Annotated in this window: 20 protein-coding genes; 11 read left to right on the top strand and 9 right to left on the bottom strand. The window is 63.6% G+C overall.

The genetic code is table 11. The features are described 5' to 3' along the window. Window positions 1–23 precede the first annotated feature (23 nt). The 3 genes from E4662_RS09675 to E4662_RS09665 are packed head-to-tail and all read right to left on the bottom strand — an operon-like array spanning window position 24 to window position 2,334. Window positions 24–353 (bottom strand): sarcosine oxidase subunit delta, encoded by a 330-nt coding sequence (locus E4662_RS09675; protein WP_136441331.1) that lies wholly within the window; start codon window positions 351–353, stop codon window positions 24–26. Next, complete coding sequence (locus tag E4662_RS09670; RefSeq protein ID WP_136441330.1) at window positions 347–1,069, bottom strand: hypothetical protein; 723 nt, start codon at window positions 1,067–1,069, stop codon at window positions 347–349. Before E4662_RS09670 ends, E4662_RS09675 begins: the two co-directional genes overlap by 7 nt. Continuing rightward, window positions 1,069–2,334, bottom strand: a complete 1,266-nt coding sequence (locus tag E4662_RS09665) for a sarcosine oxidase subunit beta family protein (RefSeq protein ID WP_136441329.1) — start codon at window positions 2,332–2,334, stop codon at window positions 1,069–1,071. Before E4662_RS09665 ends, E4662_RS09670 begins: the two co-directional genes overlap by 1 nt. Before the next feature lie 181 nt (window positions 2,335–2,515). On the opposite strand from E4662_RS09665, the gene ccmI reads away from it, so the two are divergent. The 3 genes from ccmI to E4662_RS09650 are packed head-to-tail and all read left to right on the top strand — an operon-like array spanning window position 2,516 to window position 4,450. Continuing rightward, on the top strand, window positions 2,516–3,733 hold the full coding sequence (gene ccmI / locus E4662_RS09660; RefSeq protein ID WP_136441328.1) for a c-type cytochrome biogenesis protein CcmI: 1,218 nt from the start codon (window positions 2,516–2,518) through the stop codon (window positions 3,731–3,733). After that, a complete protein-coding gene (gene ruvX, locus E4662_RS09655; RefSeq protein WP_136441327.1) occupies window positions 3,730–4,194 on the top strand; it encodes a Holliday junction resolvase RuvX in 465 nt (154 codons plus the stop codon). Before ccmI ends, ruvX begins: the two co-directional genes overlap by 4 nt. Window positions 4,195–4,207: 13 nt before the next feature. Then, window positions 4,208–4,450 carry a DUF1289 domain-containing protein gene (locus tag E4662_RS09650; RefSeq protein WP_136441326.1) on the top strand — a complete coding sequence of 81 codons (243 nt, stop codon included), beginning with the start codon at window positions 4,208–4,210 and terminating at the stop codon, window positions 4,448–4,450. 5 nt (window positions 4,451–4,455) lie between these two features. Here E4662_RS09650 and E4662_RS09645 read toward each other — a convergent pair whose 3' ends face one another. The 3 genes from E4662_RS09645 to dusA all read right to left on the bottom strand — a co-directional run bounded on the left by E4662_RS09645 (window position 4,456) and on the right by dusA (window position 7,608). Then, window positions 4,456–5,616, bottom strand: coding sequence for a calcium-binding protein (locus E4662_RS09645; RefSeq protein WP_168797946.1), 1,161 nt, complete (start codon window positions 5,614–5,616; stop codon window positions 4,456–4,458). A gap of 169 nt (window positions 5,617–5,785) precedes the next feature. Then, window positions 5,786–6,607 carry a sulfite exporter TauE/SafE family protein gene (locus tag E4662_RS09640; RefSeq protein ID WP_136441324.1) on the bottom strand — a complete coding sequence of 274 codons (822 nt, stop codon included), beginning with the start codon at window positions 6,605–6,607 and terminating at the stop codon, window positions 5,786–5,788. Beyond that, window positions 6,604–7,608 (bottom strand): tRNA dihydrouridine(20/20a) synthase DusA, encoded by a 1,005-nt coding sequence (dusA, locus tag E4662_RS09635; RefSeq protein ID WP_276606303.1) that lies wholly within the window; start codon window positions 7,606–7,608, stop codon window positions 6,604–6,606. Before dusA ends, E4662_RS09640 begins: the two co-directional genes overlap by 4 nt. Before the next feature lie 57 nt (window positions 7,609–7,665). Here dusA and E4662_RS09630 point away from each other — a divergent pair, with 57 nt between their 5' ends. After that, window positions 7,666–8,550 carry a phosphodiesterase gene (locus tag E4662_RS09630; RefSeq protein WP_240705162.1) on the top strand — a complete coding sequence of 295 codons (885 nt, stop codon included), beginning with the start codon at window positions 7,666–7,668 and terminating at the stop codon, window positions 8,548–8,550. A 67-nt stretch (window positions 8,551–8,617) separates the two neighbouring features. Further along, a complete protein-coding gene (locus E4662_RS09625) occupies window positions 8,618–9,550 on the top strand; it encodes an aldo/keto reductase (RefSeq protein WP_136441322.1) in 933 nt (310 codons plus the stop codon). 119 nt (window positions 9,551–9,669) lie between these two features. On the opposite strand, the gene E4662_RS09620 is transcribed toward E4662_RS09625, so the two are convergent. Further along, window positions 9,670–9,963, bottom strand: a complete 294-nt coding sequence (locus E4662_RS09620; protein ID WP_136441321.1) for a hypothetical protein — start codon at window positions 9,961–9,963, stop codon at window positions 9,670–9,672. 163 nt (window positions 9,964–10,126) lie between these two features. Between E4662_RS09620 and phnC the strand changes: the two genes are divergently transcribed. The 6 genes from phnC (at window position 10,127) to E4662_RS09590 (ending at window position 15,528) form a co-directional block, all read left to right on the top strand. After that, window positions 10,127–10,936 (top strand): phosphonate ABC transporter ATP-binding protein, encoded by an 810-nt coding sequence (gene phnC / locus E4662_RS09615; RefSeq protein ID WP_136441320.1) that lies wholly within the window; start codon window positions 10,127–10,129, stop codon window positions 10,934–10,936. A gap of 96 nt (window positions 10,937–11,032) precedes the next feature. Further along, entirely contained in the window at window positions 11,033–11,944 is a 912-nt protein-coding gene (phnD, locus tag E4662_RS09610) for a phosphonate ABC transporter substrate-binding protein (RefSeq protein WP_136441319.1), read from the top strand. A 121-nt stretch (window positions 11,945–12,065) separates the two neighbouring features. Continuing rightward, a complete protein-coding gene (gene phnE / locus E4662_RS09605) occupies window positions 12,066–12,941 on the top strand; it encodes a phosphonate ABC transporter, permease protein PhnE (RefSeq protein WP_136441318.1) in 876 nt (291 codons plus the stop codon). Beyond that, the gene (phnE, locus tag E4662_RS09600) at window positions 12,938–14,251 is read left to right on the top strand and encodes a phosphonate ABC transporter, permease protein PhnE (RefSeq protein ID WP_136441317.1); all 1,314 of its coding nucleotides are present in this window, start codon (window positions 12,938–12,940) and stop codon (window positions 14,249–14,251) included. The genes phnE (E4662_RS09605) and phnE (E4662_RS09600) overlap by 4 nt, the downstream gene beginning before the upstream one ends. A gap of 15 nt (window positions 14,252–14,266) precedes the next feature. Next, a complete protein-coding gene (locus E4662_RS09595) occupies window positions 14,267–14,908 on the top strand; it encodes an SDR family NAD(P)-dependent oxidoreductase (RefSeq protein WP_136441316.1) in 642 nt (213 codons plus the stop codon). Window positions 14,909–14,910: 2 nt separating this feature from the next. Next, window positions 14,911–15,528, top strand: a complete 618-nt coding sequence (locus E4662_RS09590) for an LbetaH domain-containing protein (protein WP_136441315.1) — start codon at window positions 14,911–14,913, stop codon at window positions 15,526–15,528. A 99-nt stretch (window positions 15,529–15,627) separates the two neighbouring features. On the opposite strand, the gene E4662_RS09585 is transcribed toward E4662_RS09590, so the two are convergent. Continuing rightward, the gene (locus tag E4662_RS09585) at window positions 15,628–16,854 is read right to left on the bottom strand and encodes an NAD(P)/FAD-dependent oxidoreductase (protein ID WP_136441314.1); all 1,227 of its coding nucleotides are present in this window, start codon (window positions 16,852–16,854) and stop codon (window positions 15,628–15,630) included. A 38-nt stretch (window positions 16,855–16,892) separates the two neighbouring features. Then, a complete protein-coding gene (locus E4662_RS09580) occupies window positions 16,893–18,815 on the bottom strand; it encodes an acyl CoA:acetate/3-ketoacid CoA transferase (protein WP_136441313.1) in 1,923 nt (640 codons plus the stop codon). Window positions 18,816–18,980: the final 165 nt, after the last annotated feature.

The following is an 18,980-nucleotide window of genomic DNA, read 5'->3' as shown; positions in this document are numbered from 1 at the left end:
GATATTTGACGCACAAAGAAACATCAGGCGAACTCGCGCCATGACCAGCCGGGGTGTTTGGCGGTGATGGCCTCTTTGATGTGTTCGGGCGGCTCTGTCGTCTGAGCCGAATAGGTTCCGTAAACCTCGAGCGTGACCGTGTCGCGCGCCGCGAGGAACCACTTGCCGCAACCATTGGCATGGCGCCAGCGCTCGAAATGCACGCCGCGCGGGTTTTCCCGCATGAAAAGGTAGCCTTCGAAATCGTCATCGGTGGAGCCGGGACCGTAGCGCTTGAGGTGCGCTTCGCCGCCCGGGGCGAGTTCGGTTTCGTCGGCCTGCACGCCGCAGCAGGGGCAAAGGAGGGTCAGCATTTTTCGTCTCGTTCCAGTTTAAAGACAGGGAACATCCCTTCGAAGTATTCTTCCGCTGTTTGTTTGAATGCTAGCAAGACGCGCCAAGCCTCTTCAGTATCTGTTTCCAACCCATCCATAAGTTGCCCCAAGAGGTTTTGGAGTTGCTTCTGACGCATGTCTGCAACAAATGCGGCCTTTCCAGAAAACGACCCCGATACTCTTAGTCCGTCCTCGGGCTGACCGTCTTGATGATGCTCTTCCATGAACTTCACCAGTTCCGCTCTCAAAGCGTTGTATTTCTTGGACGCAGCCAAAAGATGCCAAACTCTTCTCTGAATCAAATGAACGTCATTCATCAATTCGGCTCGTTTCGCATCAATTAGGAAAGCAGTTTCAGAGACTGAAATCGCTTCTTCTTTGTAATCATCCGCGACAATTTCGACCACTTTAGCCCATGGCTCCAAGTCGCCCGCCCCTTCTTCATTGGCTGCTACAAATTGCCGGTTTATCGCGCGCCTCAGATTTTCAGAGGTCTCCAATACGGATTGAAGTTTATGCATGCACGCAAACGCTCTGTTTGAAGCTTCTCGTCGCGCTCTGTCGTTTTCCCGAGCGATCTCGAGTTCATGCTGTTTTCTCAAGGCAACTAAGGACGCCATTATGGCCATCCCGCCACCGATTGCCGCCGAGATCAACGGAATCCATACCGTTTGCCACTGTTGCGCATCGGCCATCAGTGAGCCACCCCCGCCGCCACGCTTTCATCAATGAACTTGCCTTCGCGGAAGCGGAACATGGAGAATTCGTCGGTCAGCGGCGACTGGCCGCGCGCCATAAGCTCTGCAAAGCCCCAGCCGGAACCCGGGATGGCCTTGAAGCCGCCGGTGCCCCAGCCGCAGTTGATGAAACAGCCCTCCAGAGGGGTTTTCGACAGGATGGGCGAGCGATCGCCTGTCATGTCCACGATGCCGCCCCACTGGCGCAGCATCTTCAGGCGGGACACCATCGGGAAGGTCTCGACCAAAGCCCGCACAGTTTCCTCGATGTGGTGGAACGAGCCGCGCTGGGTGTAGTTGTTGTAGCCGTCCGCTCCGCCGCCAATGACCATCTCCCCCTTGTCGGACTGGGACATGTAGCCGTGCACGGTGTTGGCCATGACCACGCAGTCCATGACCGGCTTGATCGGCTCGGAGACCAGCGCCTGTAGCGCCACGCTCTCAACCGGCAGACGGAAACCTGCCATATCGGCCAGCACACCGGAGTGCCCCGCCACCACGATGCCGAGCTTGTCGCAATCAATGGGACCAAGCGTGGTGTCGACGCCGCGCACCTCGCCGCCGAACTGGCGAATGCCCGTGACTTCGCACTTCTGGATGATGTCCATGCCCATGTCGGAACAGGCACGGGCATAACCCCAGGCCACCGCATCGTGGCGGGCGGTGCCGCCGCGCGCTTGCCACAGGCCCCCAAGGACAGGGTAACGCGGACCATCAAGATTGATGATCGGCACGATTTCCTTGACCCGCTGGGGCGAGATGAACTCGGTGGTGACGCCCTGCAAGGCGTTCGCATGGGCAGTGCGCTTGTAGCCGCGCACCTCATGTTCGGTCTGGGCCAGCATGATCACGCCGCGCGGGCTGAACATGACGTTGTAGTTCAGATCCTGAGACATGGTCTCATAAAGACCGCGCGCCTTCTCATAGATCGCCGCCGAGGGATCCTGAAGGTAGTTCGAGCGGATGATCGTGGTGTTCCGGCCCGTGTTGCCGCCGCCGAGCCAGCCTTTTTCGATCACCGCCACATTGGTGATGCCGAAGTTGCGCCCGAGGTAATAGGCGGTGGCCAGCCCGTGCCCGCCCGCGCCGACGATCACCACGTCATAACGTTTCTTCGGCTGCGGCTTGCGCCAGGCCCGCCCCCAACCGGTGTGATAGCGCGCGGCCTCACGGGCAACGGCGAAAACCGAGTAGCGTTTTTTCGGTGAAGTATTCAGGGACATGGCATCGAATCCGGCAATGGCGTCTTGATGGGATGACTACCGGACATAGCCCGCTAACCGGCGCGCACAACCGTCACAATTTCTTGCAGTTGCGACATGGGGGCGCTGCGGGCGACATTTGCACTTTTTTCCAGCGCTCTCCTGCCCTAGATGCAAGAAAGGGAATGAGAAAGACGATCGTATGACCTTCTGGATTATCGCATTGCTGCTCGGCCTTGTGGTCACTGCGCTTCTGGCGCGTGGCGTGATGCGTGCGCGCGAGGCGGCGACGCCGGCTGCGGCCTTTGATCTGCAGGTCTATCGCGATCAGCTGAGCGAGATCGAACGCGACGCGGCGCGCGGCGTGATCCCCAGCGAAGAGGCCGAACGCCTGCGCACCGAAGTCTCGCGCCGCATTCTGGCCGCCGATGCCAAAGCCCGCGCCGCAGGAGCCAATACCGGCAGCAAAGGCAGCAACGCCGTGCTGGCCGGGCTTATGGCGGTGATCGTACTGGGCGGCGGCTTTGGCACCTATCAGATGCTCGGCGCGCCGGGCTATCCGGACCTGCCGCTCGCTGGCCGCATCGCGGCCGCCAAGGAAGCGCGGGAGAACCGTCCGACACAGGCGCAGGCCGAGGCGGACCTGCCGCCCTCCCCGGCAGCAGAGGCCACGGAGGAATACGCCACGCTTGTCGAAAAGCTGCGCGAGGCCGTGGCGCAGCGCCCCGATGATCTGCGCGGTCACATCCTGCTGGCCCGCTCCGAGGCGGCGCTTGGCAACTATGCGCAGGCCTACGCCTCGCTGGCCCGCATTGCGGAACTGAAGGGCGAGGACGCCACCGCCAAGGATTACGCCGATCTGGCCGACATGATGGTGATTGCGGCAGGCGGCTATGTCTCGCCCGAAGCGCAAAAGGCGCTCGAAGAGGCCCTCGCCCGCGATCCGCGCAACGGCGTGGCGCGTTACTACGGCGGGTTGATGATGGCCCAGACCGGACGGCCCGACGTGGCTTTCCGCATGTGGGATCAGCTTCTGCGCGAGAGCGAGCCAACCGCGCCATGGCTCGATCCGATCCGCGCGCAGATCGAGGAGCTGGCCTTCCGCGCCGGGATCTCCGGCTATGAGCTGCCCGAAGCGCCGCGCGGCCCGACACAAGGCGACATTGCCGCCGCACAGGACATGTCCGCCGAAGACCGCATGGAGATGATCCGCGGCATGGTCGGCCAACTGTCCGACCGGCTCGCCAATGTAGGCGGAACGCCGCAGGAATGGGCGCGGCTGATTTCCTCTCTCATGGTGCTGGACGAGGTCGATCAGGCCCGGGCGATCTGGGCCGAGGCGCAGGAGCGTTTTGCCGAAACTCCCGAGGCGCTGGCCACCATTCGCGGCGCAGCCGAACGGGCGGGCATCCTCGAATGATCCACGATGAGATTGCCGATTTCGCCGCCGCCCTGCCGCCCATGACCGCGCTGGCCGGGCTCGACCTTGGGACCAAGACCATTGGCGTGGCGGTTTCTGACGGCCTCAGAACCATCGCAACCCCGCTTGAGACGATCAAACGCAAGAAGTTCACGCAGGACGCCGAGGCCCTGCTGGCGATCCTCAGCGCGCGCCAGATCACCGGCATCGTGCTTGGCCTGCCCCGCAACATGGACGGCTCCGAAGGGCCGCGCTGTCAGTCGACCCGCGCCTTTGCCCGCAACATCGCCCGGCTCTGGGACGGGCAGATCACCTTCTGGGATGAACGGCTCAGCACCGTGGCCGCCGAACGGGCGCTTCTGGAGGCGGATACGTCCCGCAAACGTCGCTCCGAGGTCATCGACCACGTGGCGGCCGGGTATATCCTGCAAGGGGCGCTCGACCGCCTGCGGCATCTGTGAGGACTGACTGACCATGAGCGATGACGTCTGGAAACGCGACGAGGTTGAAAGCCCCTGCACCAAGGTTTGCGTCATCCACCCCGAGACGCGGCTGTGCACCGGGTGCTACCGCTCGATTGACGAGATCACCGGCTGGGGCCGCAGAACCGCCGAAGAGCGCCGCGCCATCATGGCAGAGCTGCCGGGGCGCGCCTCGCTGCTGACAAAACGCCGTGGCGGACGGGCGGCCCGGATCAAGCGCCGCGCCGAAGGGTAGAGTGCCTAAACCGCCACCACATCCACAAAAGCGCTGGTGAAACTCGCCGCGCCATTGGTGATCCGGGCAACATCATAGGTGATGCCATCTGCGGTCACCTGCACCAGCGCGTCATTGCCCTGCGCCGTGACAGAAACCGCCGCATCGTCATAAGCCTCATCCGGGATCTCGATGACAATCATGTCCTGATCGGCGCCGGTATAGTCGAAGTCGGTGATCTCCGCCGGGCTCGCTCCGCCAGCCGCGTCTTGTGTCCCGAACACAAAGAAATCGCCCCCTTCGCCGCCCGTGACCTCGGTTGCGCCCGCGAGATAGATCAGATCCTGCCCGGCTCCACCAAAGGCCGTCTCAGCAGCGATAATGTCATTCCCGGCCCCACCGTCGGCACTGTCATCCCCCTGATAGCCGAAAATGACATCATCCCCGTCACCGCCATCAAGAAGGTCGTCATATAGCCCGCCGTAGAGCGTGTCGTTGCCATTGCCGCCGATCAGCGTGTCGCCATCGCCGCCCGCGCCATAGCGGTTGATCTCCAACAGATCGTTGCCGTCCCCGCCTTCCAGCCGATTTGTGCCAAACTCGCCGCGCAGGTAATCATCGCCGGCCCCGCCGATCAGCGTATCGTCCCCCGATTGCCCATAGATCGTGTCATTGTCTGCGCCGCCGTCGAGCACATCGTCGCCCGGACCGCCGTAAATCGAATCCGCACCCAGACCGCCGCTGGCTTCATCGTTGCCCAGACCGCCGAAAATCTTGTCGTTGCCGTCCTGACCGATCAGCGTGTCGTCTCCCGCCTCGCCGATCAGCTTGTCCGCACCGGTTCCGCCGTCCAGAGTGTCCGCGCCCGGACCGCCGACGATCTTGTCATCCCCCAAGCCCCCGCTCAGGCTGTCATCGCCCTCTTCGCCGCGCAGGGTGTCGTCGCCTTCGTTGCCGTCAACGGTGTCGTTCCCCTCGCCCGCATAGATCAGATCGTTGCCCTGCAGCGCCTGAAACTGGCTGTCGCCGGCCCCCAGATCTTCGTCATCATCGCCATCGGTGCCCAGCGTCCGAACCGGATCGCCGGTGTCATCCTCATCGCCTGAGTCCGAACCGGACCCGGATCCACCGAAATCCACCAGCGTTCCAAGCAGCAGCAGCGGCAGCAAAATCGTTAACAGCCCCATCACACATCTCCCCATGGCAATGGGTTAACAATTGCTTAACAGGCCAGTTTTGCCAAGTATTTTTCGCCACTTAGCGTCAACGGGAAACAATGCCGCAATTCCCGAACGATTGTTTCCAACTACGAGGCCAACCCCGATGTTTTCCCTAATCAAGTCCGGGACGCGGGCCTCACCCCATCAAAGCCTTGCGCAGCATGTTCGCCGCCACGATCAGGATGAACACCGCAAAGATGCGGCGCAGGGTCAGCGCGGGCAAGGCATGGGCCAGCTTCGCGCCCCAGGGCGTGGTGATCAACGTCATCGACACCGCGATCAGGAAGGCCGGGACATTGACCGCGCCAATGGTATAGGGCGGCGCGTCCGGCACGCTCAGCAGCAAAAAGCCGATCACCGAAGGCACCGCGATCAGAAGGCCAAAGCCCGCCGCCGTCGCCACCGCGCGGTGCATCGGCATGTTGTAGAGCGTCATAAGCGGCACGCCAAAGCTGCCGCCGCCGATCCCCATGAGCACTGACAAAAAGCCTACCACCGGCGACAGGATCGCGCGGGTCAGCCCGGTGGGCATCTCCTGCGCCAGCCGCCAATGCGCCTTGCCAAAGGCCATGTAGAGCCCGACCAGCCCGGCCAGCACGCCAAAGATCACCGCCAGCGCCGCCGAACGCAGCCCCGCGGCGATCAGCATGCCTATCACCGCCCCGATGACGATCCCTGGCGCCCATGTTTTCAGCACGTCCCAGTCCACCGCGCCTTTCTTGTTGTGCGAATGCACGGAGCGGATGGAGGTGACGATGATCGACGCCAGAGAGGTCGCAAGGCAGACCTGCATCAGCATCGCCCCGCCATAGCCCAGCCCACTGAAGACAAAGAAGAAAACCGGCACAAGCACAATGCCGCCGCCAACCCCGAAGAGCCCCGCCAGCACGCCCGCAAAGGCCGAGGAGGCCATCATCAAGGCGATCAGCGGCAATAAGGTGGAAATGTCATAGCTCATGCGGCCTGCCCTTGCTCAACCTGCGCCAGCGCCTCTTCAACGAGCGCCGGACCCGCGCCCTTGCGCGTCGCCCCTTCAGAGAGCACCCGCCGCCATTGCCGCGCGCCCGGGCGTCCCGCGAACAGGCCCAGCATATGGCGCGAAACCTGATGCAACTTGCCGCCCGAGGTCAAGTGCGCCTCGATATAGGGCAGCATGGCGCGCGCCGCGTCCTCTGCGGTCAGCCCCGTGGGCGCGGACCCGTAAACCTTCGCATCCGCCCCGCCCAGGATGTCCCACGGGCGGTGATAAGCCGCCCGTCCGATCATCACGCCATCCAGCCCCGCGGCCAAAAATTCTTCCGCCTGATCAAGGCTTTCGATCCCACCGTTCACGCTCAGATGCAGTTCGGGGAAGGCCCCGCGCATGGCCTTGACGAGATCGTAATCCAAGGGGGGAATATCCCGGTTCTCCTTGGGCGACAGCCCTTGCAGCCAGGCTTTACGCGCATGGATCTGAATGCGCCGCGCTCCCGCCTCGGACACCTGCTCGATGAAATCGGGCAGCACCGCCTCGGGGTCCTGATCATCGACGCCAATCCGGCATTTCACCGTGATTTCCGTCTCCACCGCATCGCGCATCGCCTTCACGCAATCGGCCACAAGTCCCGGCGAGCGCATCAGCACCGCGCCAAAGGTCCCCGATTGCACCCGGTCGCTGGGACAGCCGCAATTGAGGTTGATCTCATCATAACCCGCCTGCGCCCCCAGCTTCGCCGCCTCCGCCAGCTCTTTTGGGTCCGAGCCGCCCAGCTGCAACGCCACAGGATGCTCCTCGGCATTATACTCCAGCAAATGCACCGCCCCGCCCCGCACCAACGCCGGCGCCGTCACCATCTCGGTATAGAGCAGCGTCTGCCGGGAGATCAGACGATGGAAATACCGACAATGGCGGTCAGTCCAGTCCATCATCGGAGCCACGGACAGGCGTGCGGCGCGGGTCAAGGAAGGGTTCGGGGTCAAAACGAATCTCTGGTTTGGGGGTCTGCGGTTAACTGCACCATATAAGGACGAATTGAAATGCGGCCAGCCTCGGCGGGCAGCTCCGCCAAACAAGGCCCCTTGCCCGAAGCCGCCCCGCCTGCTCTGGTAACACCACAGAAAAGCCATGGCGGAGATCAGGCCGTGAAGATCATCCATCTGACAGACACCCACCTGGTCGGCTTTGGCACGGTGCACGGGGCGGATCCCGCCGCGCGTCTCGCCGGGGCGGTGGCCTCGATCAACGCAGAGCACGGCGATGCCGCCCATGTGATCGTGACCGGCGATCTGACGGAAAACGGCGAGGCGGCGGCCTACGCCCGCTTTGCCGAAGAAATCGCCAAGCTGACCATGCCGGTGCATCTCATGCTCGGCAACCATGACAATCCGGACGCTTTCAGGCAAATCTTCCCGACCGCCCCATGCGATGACACCGGCTTCACCCAAAGCGCCATAGACACGCCGCAGGGGCGGCTCCTGCTGCTCGACACGCATTTGCCCGGCAGCCACGCGGGCCGCTATTGCGAAGCCCGCAGGGATTGGCTCGCACGGCAGCTCGCCCGCCCCGGCCCTGTCATGGTGTTCATGCACCACCCGCCGTTCGACATCGGCATCCCCTCCTTGGACGCCATCAAACTGCAGGAAGCCGAGGCCTTCCATGCGGTGCTCGCCCCGCACAAATCCCGCATCCGTCACCTGTTCTTTGGCCATGTGCACCGAGCACTCTGGGGCACGTGGCGGGGCATCCCCTATTCCGCCATGCGCGGGTTGAACCATCAGGTTGGCCTGAACCTGACCGGCCCCGCTGATCGGATGCTCGGTAACTTCGAACCGCCCGCCTACGGCGTCGCGCTCATCACAGATGATCAGGTCACCGTGCATCTGCACGACTATGCCGATCCGTCCCCGGACATCCTTTTGTAACCCTGTCACATCCCGGTCATCTGTCGCCACTATCAGACACCACCGCCGAACCATCCAGGAGCCCCCCATGACCGACCTCACCGCACCAAACGGCAGCCAGGCCACGCGGCTGTGTTACGGCTGCATGCAGTTCGGTGGCACAGCCGATGCAAACGCCAGCCGGGCCATGTTCGACGCCTGCCGCGCGGCGGGGATCAACAGCTTTGACACCGCGCATTTGTACACCGGCGGGGCCTCCGAGACGCTTCTGGGCGGCTTTATCAAATCCGAACGCGAGGCGCTGATCATCGCGAGTAAGGTCGGCTATACCGGCGGCGCGGGGCGCGAGACGATCCTGACACAGTTCGACGAGAGCCGCCGCCGACTGGACCTTGATACGGTGGATATTCTCTACCTGCACCGCTGGGATCCGGACACGGCGCTCGAAGAAAGCTTCGAGACGCTCTGCACCCTGCAACAGAGCGGCAGGATCCGCTACATCGGCCTGTCCAACTTTGCCGCCTGGCAAGTGATGAAAGCAGCCTGCGTGGCGGCGCGGTTCGGGACAGGCATCGACGTGCTGCAACCCATGTACTCGCTGGTCAAACGGCAGGCGGAGGTCGAGCTGCTGCCCATGGCGCTCTCCGAGGGTATCTCCGTCATGCCCTATTCGCCTTTGGGCAGCGGGCTTCTGACCGGCAAATACCAGTCAGGCGGCACCGGGCGGCTGTCGGATGATCCGCGCTATGCGGCGCGCTACGATCAGGCGTGGATGCGCCAGACGGCCGAGGCTCTGTCAGATATGGCCCGGGATATGGAAACCTCTCCTGCCACGCTGGCCGTCGCATGGGCGGCACAGCACCCTGCGGTGACCGCGCCGATCATCAGCGCGCGCAATTGCACCCAGCTCCAGCCTTCGCTGGACGCCATGCGCCTGACCCTGAGCGCGGATCAATACGCCGCCATCGAGGCCCTCTCCCAGCGCCCTGCCCCGGCGACGGACCGTCTCGAAGAGGGTTAGAGCTCTGGAACGGTAACCCGTCGGGTAGTTGTGTTTGAGCGCCCGGTCCCGCCCCTCAGGGCGGGCACGAACCAGCGCGCTCTGCGACATCCTTCGGTGAAATCCTCAGGCAAAGGCCCTCAAACCGGCCCCGCCAGATCCCCTTCCCAAAACTCGCCCATGGCGATGATACAGGACGTGCCGTTGGAATAGCTCTGCACGATCAGCCAATCGCCGGTCCGGCGCTCCACCCAGACCTCCAGCATGGTCTCCGGGTCGCGCAGCCCCATGCCCTGCCGCTCCGCCCCAAGCCGCTCTGTCAGCCGCGCCGTCATGCGCGCGCTGTCATCACAGCTTATGTCCGCCATTCGGGCCTGACCAAAGGTCGGCAGAGCAAGACACAGGGCGAGCGCGGGCAGAAAACGGATCATCATGACCAACCCTAGGCCGTTCCTTCGCAAAGTGTAACAGTTTCATGACGCCAAGCCCCGACCACCCCGTCACAATTTCTTTGCGCAATCGCCAAAAAACTGAATCGAAACTGTCACGGACCTGTCGCCTGCCCCCCCTAATCCGCTTCTCAAACACGGGGGCGACATGCTGACAATCGACGCTTTGACAAAACGGTTCGGGGACAAGACGGCAGTGGATGCGGCAAACATCCTTGTTGATAAACCGGCCATGATCGGGATCATCGGCCGTTCCGGCGCGGGCAAGTCCACGCTTTTGCGCATGCTCAACTGCCTGAGCGAGGCCTCCTCCGGGACCATCACTTTTGACGGCGAAGAGATCACCGGCCTGCGCGGCGCGGCCCGGAGAAACTGGCAGTCCCGCTGCGCGATGATCTTTCAGCAGTTCAACCTCGTCCCGCGCATGGATGTGGTCTCGAACGTGCTGCACGGCACGCTGAACCGGCGCTCTACCTTCGCGACCATGTTCAACCTCTACCCGCAATCGGACATTCACACGGCCATCGAAATCCTCGACCGTCTGGGCATCGCCGAACAGGCGCCGAAACGCGCCGAGGCGCTCTCGGGCGGTCAGCAACAGCGCGTCGCCATCGCCCGCGCCCTGATGCAGGACCCGAAAATCATCCTTGCCGATGAGCCGATTGCCTCGCTTGATCCGATGAACGCGCAGGTTGTCATGCAAAGCCTGCGCGCCATCCACGAAGAGGACGGGCGCACTGTCATCGCCAACCTGCACACGCTGGATACAGCCCGCCGCTACTGCGACCGGGTGATCGGGATGCGCGATGGCCGGATCGTCTTTGACGGCACACCCACGCAGCTCACCACCGGCGTGGCGCGCGACATTTACGGTGCAGGCGCGGACTTCTCCGAAGCCGCCACCTCCACCGAGATTGAAACACTGGACAGGCCGAAACGGGAAAAAGCCTACGCCTGAGCCAGCTGTCCCCCCGCGCGCCGCGCGGGCCACCTTCATCCAAACCGGCCCAAGACCACGCCAAACGGCAACAGGGCCATTCACCCGGAGAATACGATGAAAAAGACCCTCGCACTGGCGTTTGCCGCCACCACGGCCCTGAGCACCGCGGCTTTGGCCGAAGAGATCACCGAATTCCGCATCGGCCTTCTGGGCGGCGAAAACGCGCAGGACCGCGTGAACAGCTACCAGTGCCTTGCCGATTACGCCTCCGAAGCGCTTGGCGTTCCGGTCAAGATCTTCACCCCAGCCGACTACAACGGCGTGATCCAGGGCCTGCTGGGCGGCACGCTCGACATGTCCTGGCTCGGCGCGTCTTCCTATGCTGCCACCTACCTGCAGGACCCCGAAGCGGTTGAGCCGGTTCTGGTCAAGGTCAACATGGACGGCTCCATCGGCTACCACTCCATCGGCTTTGCCCGCAAGGACAGCGGCGTGACCTCGCTCGACGACATGGAAGGCAAGGTCTTTGGCTTCGGCGATCCGAACTCCACCTCCGGCTACCTGATCCCCTCCATCGAGATCCCCCAGTACAAGGCGGGCATCACCATGGAATCCGGCGAGTACTTCGGTGAAGTCAAGTTCACCGGCGGCCATGAGCAGACCATTGTCGCGGTCAACAACGGCGACATCGACGGCGGCGTGACCTGGGCCGACGGTCAGGGCAACTGGGAAGACGGCTACAACTCCGGCGCGCTGCGCAAGGCCGTGGACGCGGGCCTGATCGACATGAACGAGCTGGTGCAGATATGGAAATCCGACGTCATCCCCGAAGGCCCGGTTGTCCTGCGCAAGGCCCTGCCCGCCGACGTCAAAGCCAAGATCACCGATCTGGTCGACAACCTCTATGAAACCGACCGCGATTGCACCTACGGCGTCTTCGCCGGTGAAAACCTCGGCGCGCAGCCGGTGACCCACGAGACCTACATCTCCGTCATCGAAGCCCGCAAAGCCAAGATCGGCGGCTAACGGCGCGCTTTGCGCGACGGGTGGCGGCAGGGGCTTTTCGTAGAAAAGCGCCCGAGAGCCACCCCCTATCCATTCTGGGTGCCCCGCCCGTCGGGGCACTCGTTTCTTTCCCGGGGGCGGAATGGCAGACTTTTCTCTCAGCGGCGCGCCGCACAGCGTGGACGACATCCAATCAAGCTACATGGCCCAGGTGCAGCGGCGCAGGCTCTACGGCGGGCTGACGCTGCTGATCTTCGTGGTCCTGATGGTCTCCGGCTTCAACGTAGCTGACGCACGCAACGCGGGCGGGTTCTGGGACGGGCTGCGCCGCATCTTCGACTATCCCGCCGATGTGCTCTCCGAAGCCTGGGAGAAACGCGCGGACCTGCCCGGCCTCATGGCCAAATACTTCCCCGCCCTTGTGGAAACCCTCAACATCGCCGCCGTCTCGACGCTGATCGGCGCGCTTGGCGGGTTGATCCTGTCGCTCCTCGGCACGCGCGGGCTGGCCAAATGGCCGCGCCTGATCCCCGTGTTCCGCCGCACCTCTGACATCATGCGCGCGGTGCCGGAGATCGTCATCGCCCTGATGCTGATCTTTGTGCTCGGCGGCGGGCCGGTGCCCGCGATGATCGCCATCGCCATCCACACCGCAGGCGCTCTGGGCAAAATGTTCTCCGAGGTTGCCGAAAACGCCGATCTCAAACCACTCGAAGGGCTCGCCTCCACCGGGGCCACATGGGCCCAGCGCATGTGGCTCGGCATCCTGCCGCAGGTCGCGCCCAACTATCTCAGCTACGCGCTCCTGCGCTTTGAAATCAACATTCGCGCCTCTGCCATCCTCGGCTTTGTCGGCGCGGGCGGGCTTGGCTATGAGCTGCGCAACGCCATGGCCTGGGGGCCGGGCCGCTTTGACGAGGCCGCCGCGATCTTCATCCTGCTGTTCGGCACAATCGTCTTCTTTGACCAGCTTTCCAGCCGCTACCGCAACCGCCTGACCGAAGGACAGGGCCAATGACCAGCGCAGACCTCAGCTTTGCCAAACATCAGGCGGACACTTTGTTCCGGCGTAAACGCCTGATCGGCTTTGGCGTCCCGGCGGTGATCCTCGCCTATTTCGCCTATATCGTCTTTGCCTTCGACCTGCCCGGCCTTGCCCAGCGCGCCAATCTCGACAACGCCGTCACGCTGGCCTCTGACAGCTGGTCGCACAAGGTCCACGTCACTCGTGACAACCGCTCCGGCGCGATCACCTATGCCTTTGAGGGCGAGCGCAAAGGCACCTACCCCGACGGCCAGCGCCCCGATTGGGTCAGCGGCGATGAGGTGATCACCATCAACCTCGGCGCGGGCCATCTCGTGCGCTACCTGCCCGGCAACCGTACAGAAATCGACGTGCCGGGCTTCCCGCTGATCAAGGTACAGGCCGAGGGGCGCAGCCTGACCAGCAACCTGCCCGAAGACCTGCCCAAATGGATTTCCGCCTCAAACCGCCGCATTGCCGTCAACACACCCGAAGGGCGCATCACCCTGACCGGCGCGCGTTCGGAGGTGTTCAAATACTTCCCCGGATGGGAGCTGTTCTGGTTCACGCTGGACAGCCCTTACCACGGCCAGAGCCTGACGCAGATCCTCTTTGGCGCGCAGATTGACCCCGCACGCGGCAACATCACCGGCGCTCTGTCCGATTTCTGGAACAACCCCATGTGGCGGCACAAGGACGTGGCCTGGGCCATTGGCGAGACCATCCTGATGGCGTTCCTCGGCACCATGGGTGCGGCCATGATCGCCCTGCCTCTCGCCTTCCTTGCCGCCAAACGCTTTTCGCCGATCATGCTGCTGCGCGGGACCACGCGGCGTCTGTTCGACTTCCTGCGCGGCGTCGATGCGCTGATCTGGACGGTTGTCCTTGCCCGCGCCTTTGGCCCCGGCCCGCTGACCGGCGCGCTCGCCATCCTGATCACAGACACCGGCACCTTCGGCAAGATCTTCTCCGAAGCGCTGGAGAACGTGGATCAGAAACAGATCGAAGGCGTCGTCTCCACCGGGGCCAAGCCGCTGCAACGCTACCGCTTTGGCGTGATCCCGCAGGTGGTGCCGGTGCTGCTCGCGCAGATCCTTTACTTCCTCGAATCCAACACGCGGTCTGCCACCATCATCGGGGCAATCACCGGCGGCGGCATTGGCCTGATGCTGACACAGGCGATCCAGACCCAGAAGGATTGGGAAGAAGTCGCCTATTACATCACCCTGATTGTTGTCATGGTCATGTTCATGGACTGGGCCTCGGGCTGGCTGCGCGGCAAGCTGATCGGGCGCAAGGACTGACAGGACAGGAACGCCATGAGCCGCATCCTGATCACCGGAAGCAATCGCGGCATTGGCGCGGCGCTCATGGCCGCCGCCCGCGCCGCAGGGCACGCCCCCATCGGCACCACCCGCGATGGCCGCAATGGCACCCATGCGCTGGTGCTCGATGACCCCGGCACAATCCCCGCGCAACTGGCGGGTGTCGGCCCGGTGGACATTCTGATCAACAATGCGGGCATCATTGGCCCGGACCGGCAGTCGCCGCTCGACATGGACTTCCCCGGCTTTTCCCACACGCTCACCGTCAACGCCATCGCCCCTCTGGCCGTCGCGCAAGCCCTCCTGCCCCAGCTGCGCGCCTCTGCTGCGCCGAAAATCCTGACGGTCAGCTCGCAGATGGCCTTCATGGGCTACCGCAAAGCCGACCGCATTGCCTATCGCGCCTCCAAGGCCGCCGTGAACAAGGCCATGCAGGGGCTCGCCACCGCGCTGGAACCCGAAGGCATCCCCGTGGCCCTCGTCGATCCCGGCTGGGTCCGCACCGACATGGGCGGCGCGGAGGCCGAGGAAGACCCGGCGCAGGTCGCGCGCGGCATCCTCACCATCGCCTCGCGGCTGACCCTCAAGGACACCGGCAAGTTTTTCCGCTTCACCGGCGAAGAAAGAGACTTCTGACCATGCCCCGCCTCTCCCCGACCAAAGCCTTCATCCATCCCGAATGCGAGATCACCGCCAGCCGCTTTGGCGCCTATGTGGAGATCGGCAAAGGCAGCCGTCTCAACAACGCGCATTTCGGCGATTACAGCTATTGCGACCGCTACGCCGACATCGCCAACGCCCGCATCGGCAAGTTCTCCAACATCGCCGCCTTCTCGCGCATCGGGGCCACGGATCACCCGCTGGACACCGCTGCCTGCCACCATTTTCTCTATCGCTCGGATGACTACTGGGACGATGCTGTGCGCGACGAGGCCTTCTTTGACCGCCGCGCTTCGCGCACCGCGTATATCGGCCATGACACATGGATCGGCGCGGGCGCGATGATCAAACCGGAGGTCACCCTGGGCCATGGCGCGGTTGTCGCCTCCGGCGCTGTCGTGACCAGGGACGTGGATCCCTACACCATCGTCGCAGGCACCCCCGCCAAACCTCTACGCCTGCGCCAGCCGCGCCCCATCGCGGACCGGCTCATGGCCCTCGCGTGGTGGGACTGGCCGCATGACGCGCTGCGCCAGGCCCTCGAAGACTTCCGCGCCCTCTCAGCCGAAGCCTTCCTCGAACGCTACGGCGGCTGAGCGGCTGGCCAGCCTCGCGCGCCGCAACACGAAGGGTCAGGACAAGCAACTCGTGGCGGGACAACCGAAAGGACGCCACCAGTCGCACCATTACCAAGCCTAGATCGCATCCGGCAGCTCATACCCGCGCGCATAGACATCCCGGATCGCCGCCAACGCCGCCGCCCGGTCCATGCCCTTTCCAAATCGGTCCGCGTGGATCGCGGACAACCCCTGCGGCGGCTGGCCGGTTGTCATCCATCTGGCGAGGATCTCGGCCGAACCGCCCCCCGTCCCGATACCGACGTTGAAGCCCGCCGCCAGCCATAGCCCCTCGCGATCGGGCACCGGGCCGATCAGGGGCAATCCGTCCGGGGTCAGGCACATCGGTCCGTTGTTGACCACCTTGATCCCGGCTTGGGCAAACAGCGGCATCCGCGTCATCAGCCGTTCAAGATGCGGCATGAGCGGGTCCATGTTTGGCGGCAGCAGCTCTTCCTTGAAGTCCGGCGGGATCCCATCCAGCGCCCAGAACTCCGGCGCCTTCTCGTAGATGCCAATCAGCAGGCCATCACGCTCCTGCCGGACGTTGCACGACACCCAGCTGTCGCGCATGGCGGGCAGCTCTCGATCCAGCGCCGCGATCTGCGGCAGGGCCTGCGTGATGATTTCGTGATGCTGCGTCGGATAAAGCGGCAGTCTCAGGCCGAGCGGTTCAAGCATCTCACGCGCCCAGAAAGACGTGGCAACAACGACATGGCCCGCGGTCACCTTGCCCTTCGGCGTATCCAGAACCCATTTACCGGCCTCCCGGACCAGAGCCTTCACAGGACAGTGGCGCTCGATCAAAGCCCCATGCTGCCGCGCGGCCTGTGCCAGCGCGTTTGTCGCCCCGGTCGGATCCACATGGCCGTCGGTGGGGGTGTGTGCCGCGCCATAAATCGCAGTGGTGTCGAGAAAGGGATGAAGCTCGGCCACCGCCTCGGGACTTCTGATGTGAAACGGGATGCCCAATTGAGCGTATCGGGGCGCATAGGCATGAAACAGCGCCAACTCCCGTTCGGTGGCGGCGAGGCGCAAGCTCCCCGTCTGGTGAAACCCCACGGACTGCCCGGACTCCGCCTCGGCTTGCAGGTATGTGCGGATGGAGCCCGCAAAAAGCGCGGTCATCTTGGGATAAGGGCCGAAATAGGTCGTGTTGCCAGCGGCGTGCCAGGTTGAGCCGGACGTCAGCTCCCGCCGCTCCAACAGAACACTGTCGGTCCACCCCATCTTGGCCAACCAGTACAAAACGGACGCGCCAACGATCCCGCCACCGATCACGGCGACCTGTACATCCGTCTTCATGTCTCCCCCCTGTTCATTGCCCCTGCCCGGTGCAAAGCCTAGGTCACATCCAGATAGGCCCGCGCCTGCGCGCTGCTCTCGAATATGTGGGTGCGCGCTTCGGGGAAAACCTCGCGCAGTTTCATGCGCATGAAGGCCGAACCCGAATAGCGCGAGACATTGCGGTAATACCGCTGCGTCATGGCATTGACCATTCGGGCCCAGTCCGCCTCAAGCGTCTCGTCTATCCGGAAGCCGTCGTAGTTGACGATGACATCCACCCTATCGGTCAGCGGCGCGCAAACCTCGGCAACAAGGCGTCCGACAAGATCAACATCTTCGCGCGTGCGCACGCGCATCTTCTCGAAGTTCAGGTAAAGCTTGCCGTCCGATGCGTCTATGGCGATCCGATCCGGCAGATCGAGGTGCAACAGATCCGTGCGCAGGTCCATTTCCTCCGGCCGGAACACCCGTGGATCCATCAGGGCAATCTCTTCGGTGATCGGGGCCACTTCCATCAGCGCCAGGATGTCGCGCTCTACGTCGATGCCGGGCGCGACTTCGGTCAGTTTCAACCCCTGCTCCGTCAACTCGAAAACACAGCGTTCCGTCACGTAGAGCACAGGCTGGCCAAGCCGGGCGGCTCGGGCGCCCGAGAAGGTGATTTGCTCAACTGCCTTGAGAAACTTGCGGGATCGGCCTTCCTCGCGGATCTCCACCGCGCCGTCGGTCACAGCAATGTCGAGGTCCAGCGCCGTAAAGGTGCCGGCAAAAACAACCGAACGTGCGTTTTGCGAGATGTTGATGAAGCCACCCGCGCCAGCCAGACGCGGACCGAAGCGCGAAACATTGACGTTGCCCGCCACATCGGCCTGCGCCAGCCCGAGACAGGCCATGTCGAGACCGCCCCCGTCGTAAAAGTCGAACTGGTTGTTCTGCGGGATCACCGCGTCGGTATTGATCGCCGCGCCGAAATCAAGGCCGGAGGCAGGCTGTCCACCGATCACGCCGGGTTCGGCGGTCAGGGTCAGATGGTCGAGCAGCCCCTCTTCCGCAGCCACGGACGCCACCCCTTCCGGCATGCCGATGCCTAAGTTCACCACGCCATTGATCGGCAGTTCAAAGGCACAGCGCCGCGCGATGATCTTGCGGGCGTTGAGCGGCATGGCCGGAATCTCGCCGTCCGGCGGGCGAATGCGATTGGTGAACGTCTGGCTGAACCGGGTTCCGTAGGTCTGCACATGATTGTCCGGCTCCGCAACGACAACCGCATCGACAAAAATTCCCGGAATGTGGACGTCGCGCGCGGGCAGCGTTTTTGCCCGGGCCACCCGTTCCACCTGAACGATCACCACACCGCCGGAGTTCTTGACCGCCATCGCCTGCGCGAGGTTGTCCATGATCAGCGCTTCCCGCTCCATGGTGATATTGCCCGCCTCATCCGCCGTCGTGCCACGCAAAAGCGCGACCGTCAGCTTTCGGGCCGGATAGAACAGCACGTCCTCCCCGCCGATCTCCATCAGTTCGACCTGCGGCTCGGTGGAAATATCGTTGATCGCACCGCCCCCGTTGCGCGGGTCAACAAAGGTGTCCAGCCCGACCTTGGACAGCATGCCCGGCTTTCCGGCGGCGATGTCGCGATAGAGTTGGCTGATGCAGCCTTGCGGCAGGTTCCAGCCTTCGATCTTGCCTGCCACCGCAAGCGCCGCCACCTTGGGAATGAGGCCCCAATGCCCGCCGATCACGCGCTTGAGCAACCCGTCATGGCCCAGCCGGTTCAGTCCCCGCTCCTTGCCATCGCCCTGACCTGCCGCAAAGAACAGCGTCAGATCCCTTGGTGCGCCTGTTTCGACAAAACGGGCCTCGATGGCCATAAGCAACTGGTCCGGCACACCGATCCCGACAAAGCCGGAGGTCGTAACCGTATCGCCGTCCTTTATCAGAGCGGCAGCATCGGCAGCGGTGACTATCTTGTTGCGCATGATGATCCTTTCAAGCTGCCGCCCACATGCCGCGCGCCCTCACAGCGTCCGGGATCTGGCATGCGACCAGCGGGTCAGGGGTGAGCCGGGGTAAATCGCGATACATGGGATCCCCGCTTCAGCCACGTCCGGCGCGCTGGTTTTGCCCTGCCAACAGCGCCATGC

This window comes from Pacificoceanicola onchidii (assembly GCF_004804335.1).
In the GTDB taxonomy this organism is placed as follows: domain Bacteria; phylum Pseudomonadota; class Alphaproteobacteria; order Rhodobacterales; family Rhodobacteraceae; genus Pacificoceanicola; species Pacificoceanicola onchidii.
Note: the sequence above shows the minus strand (reverse complement) of the source record. Positions and strands in the feature narration are given on the sequence as shown.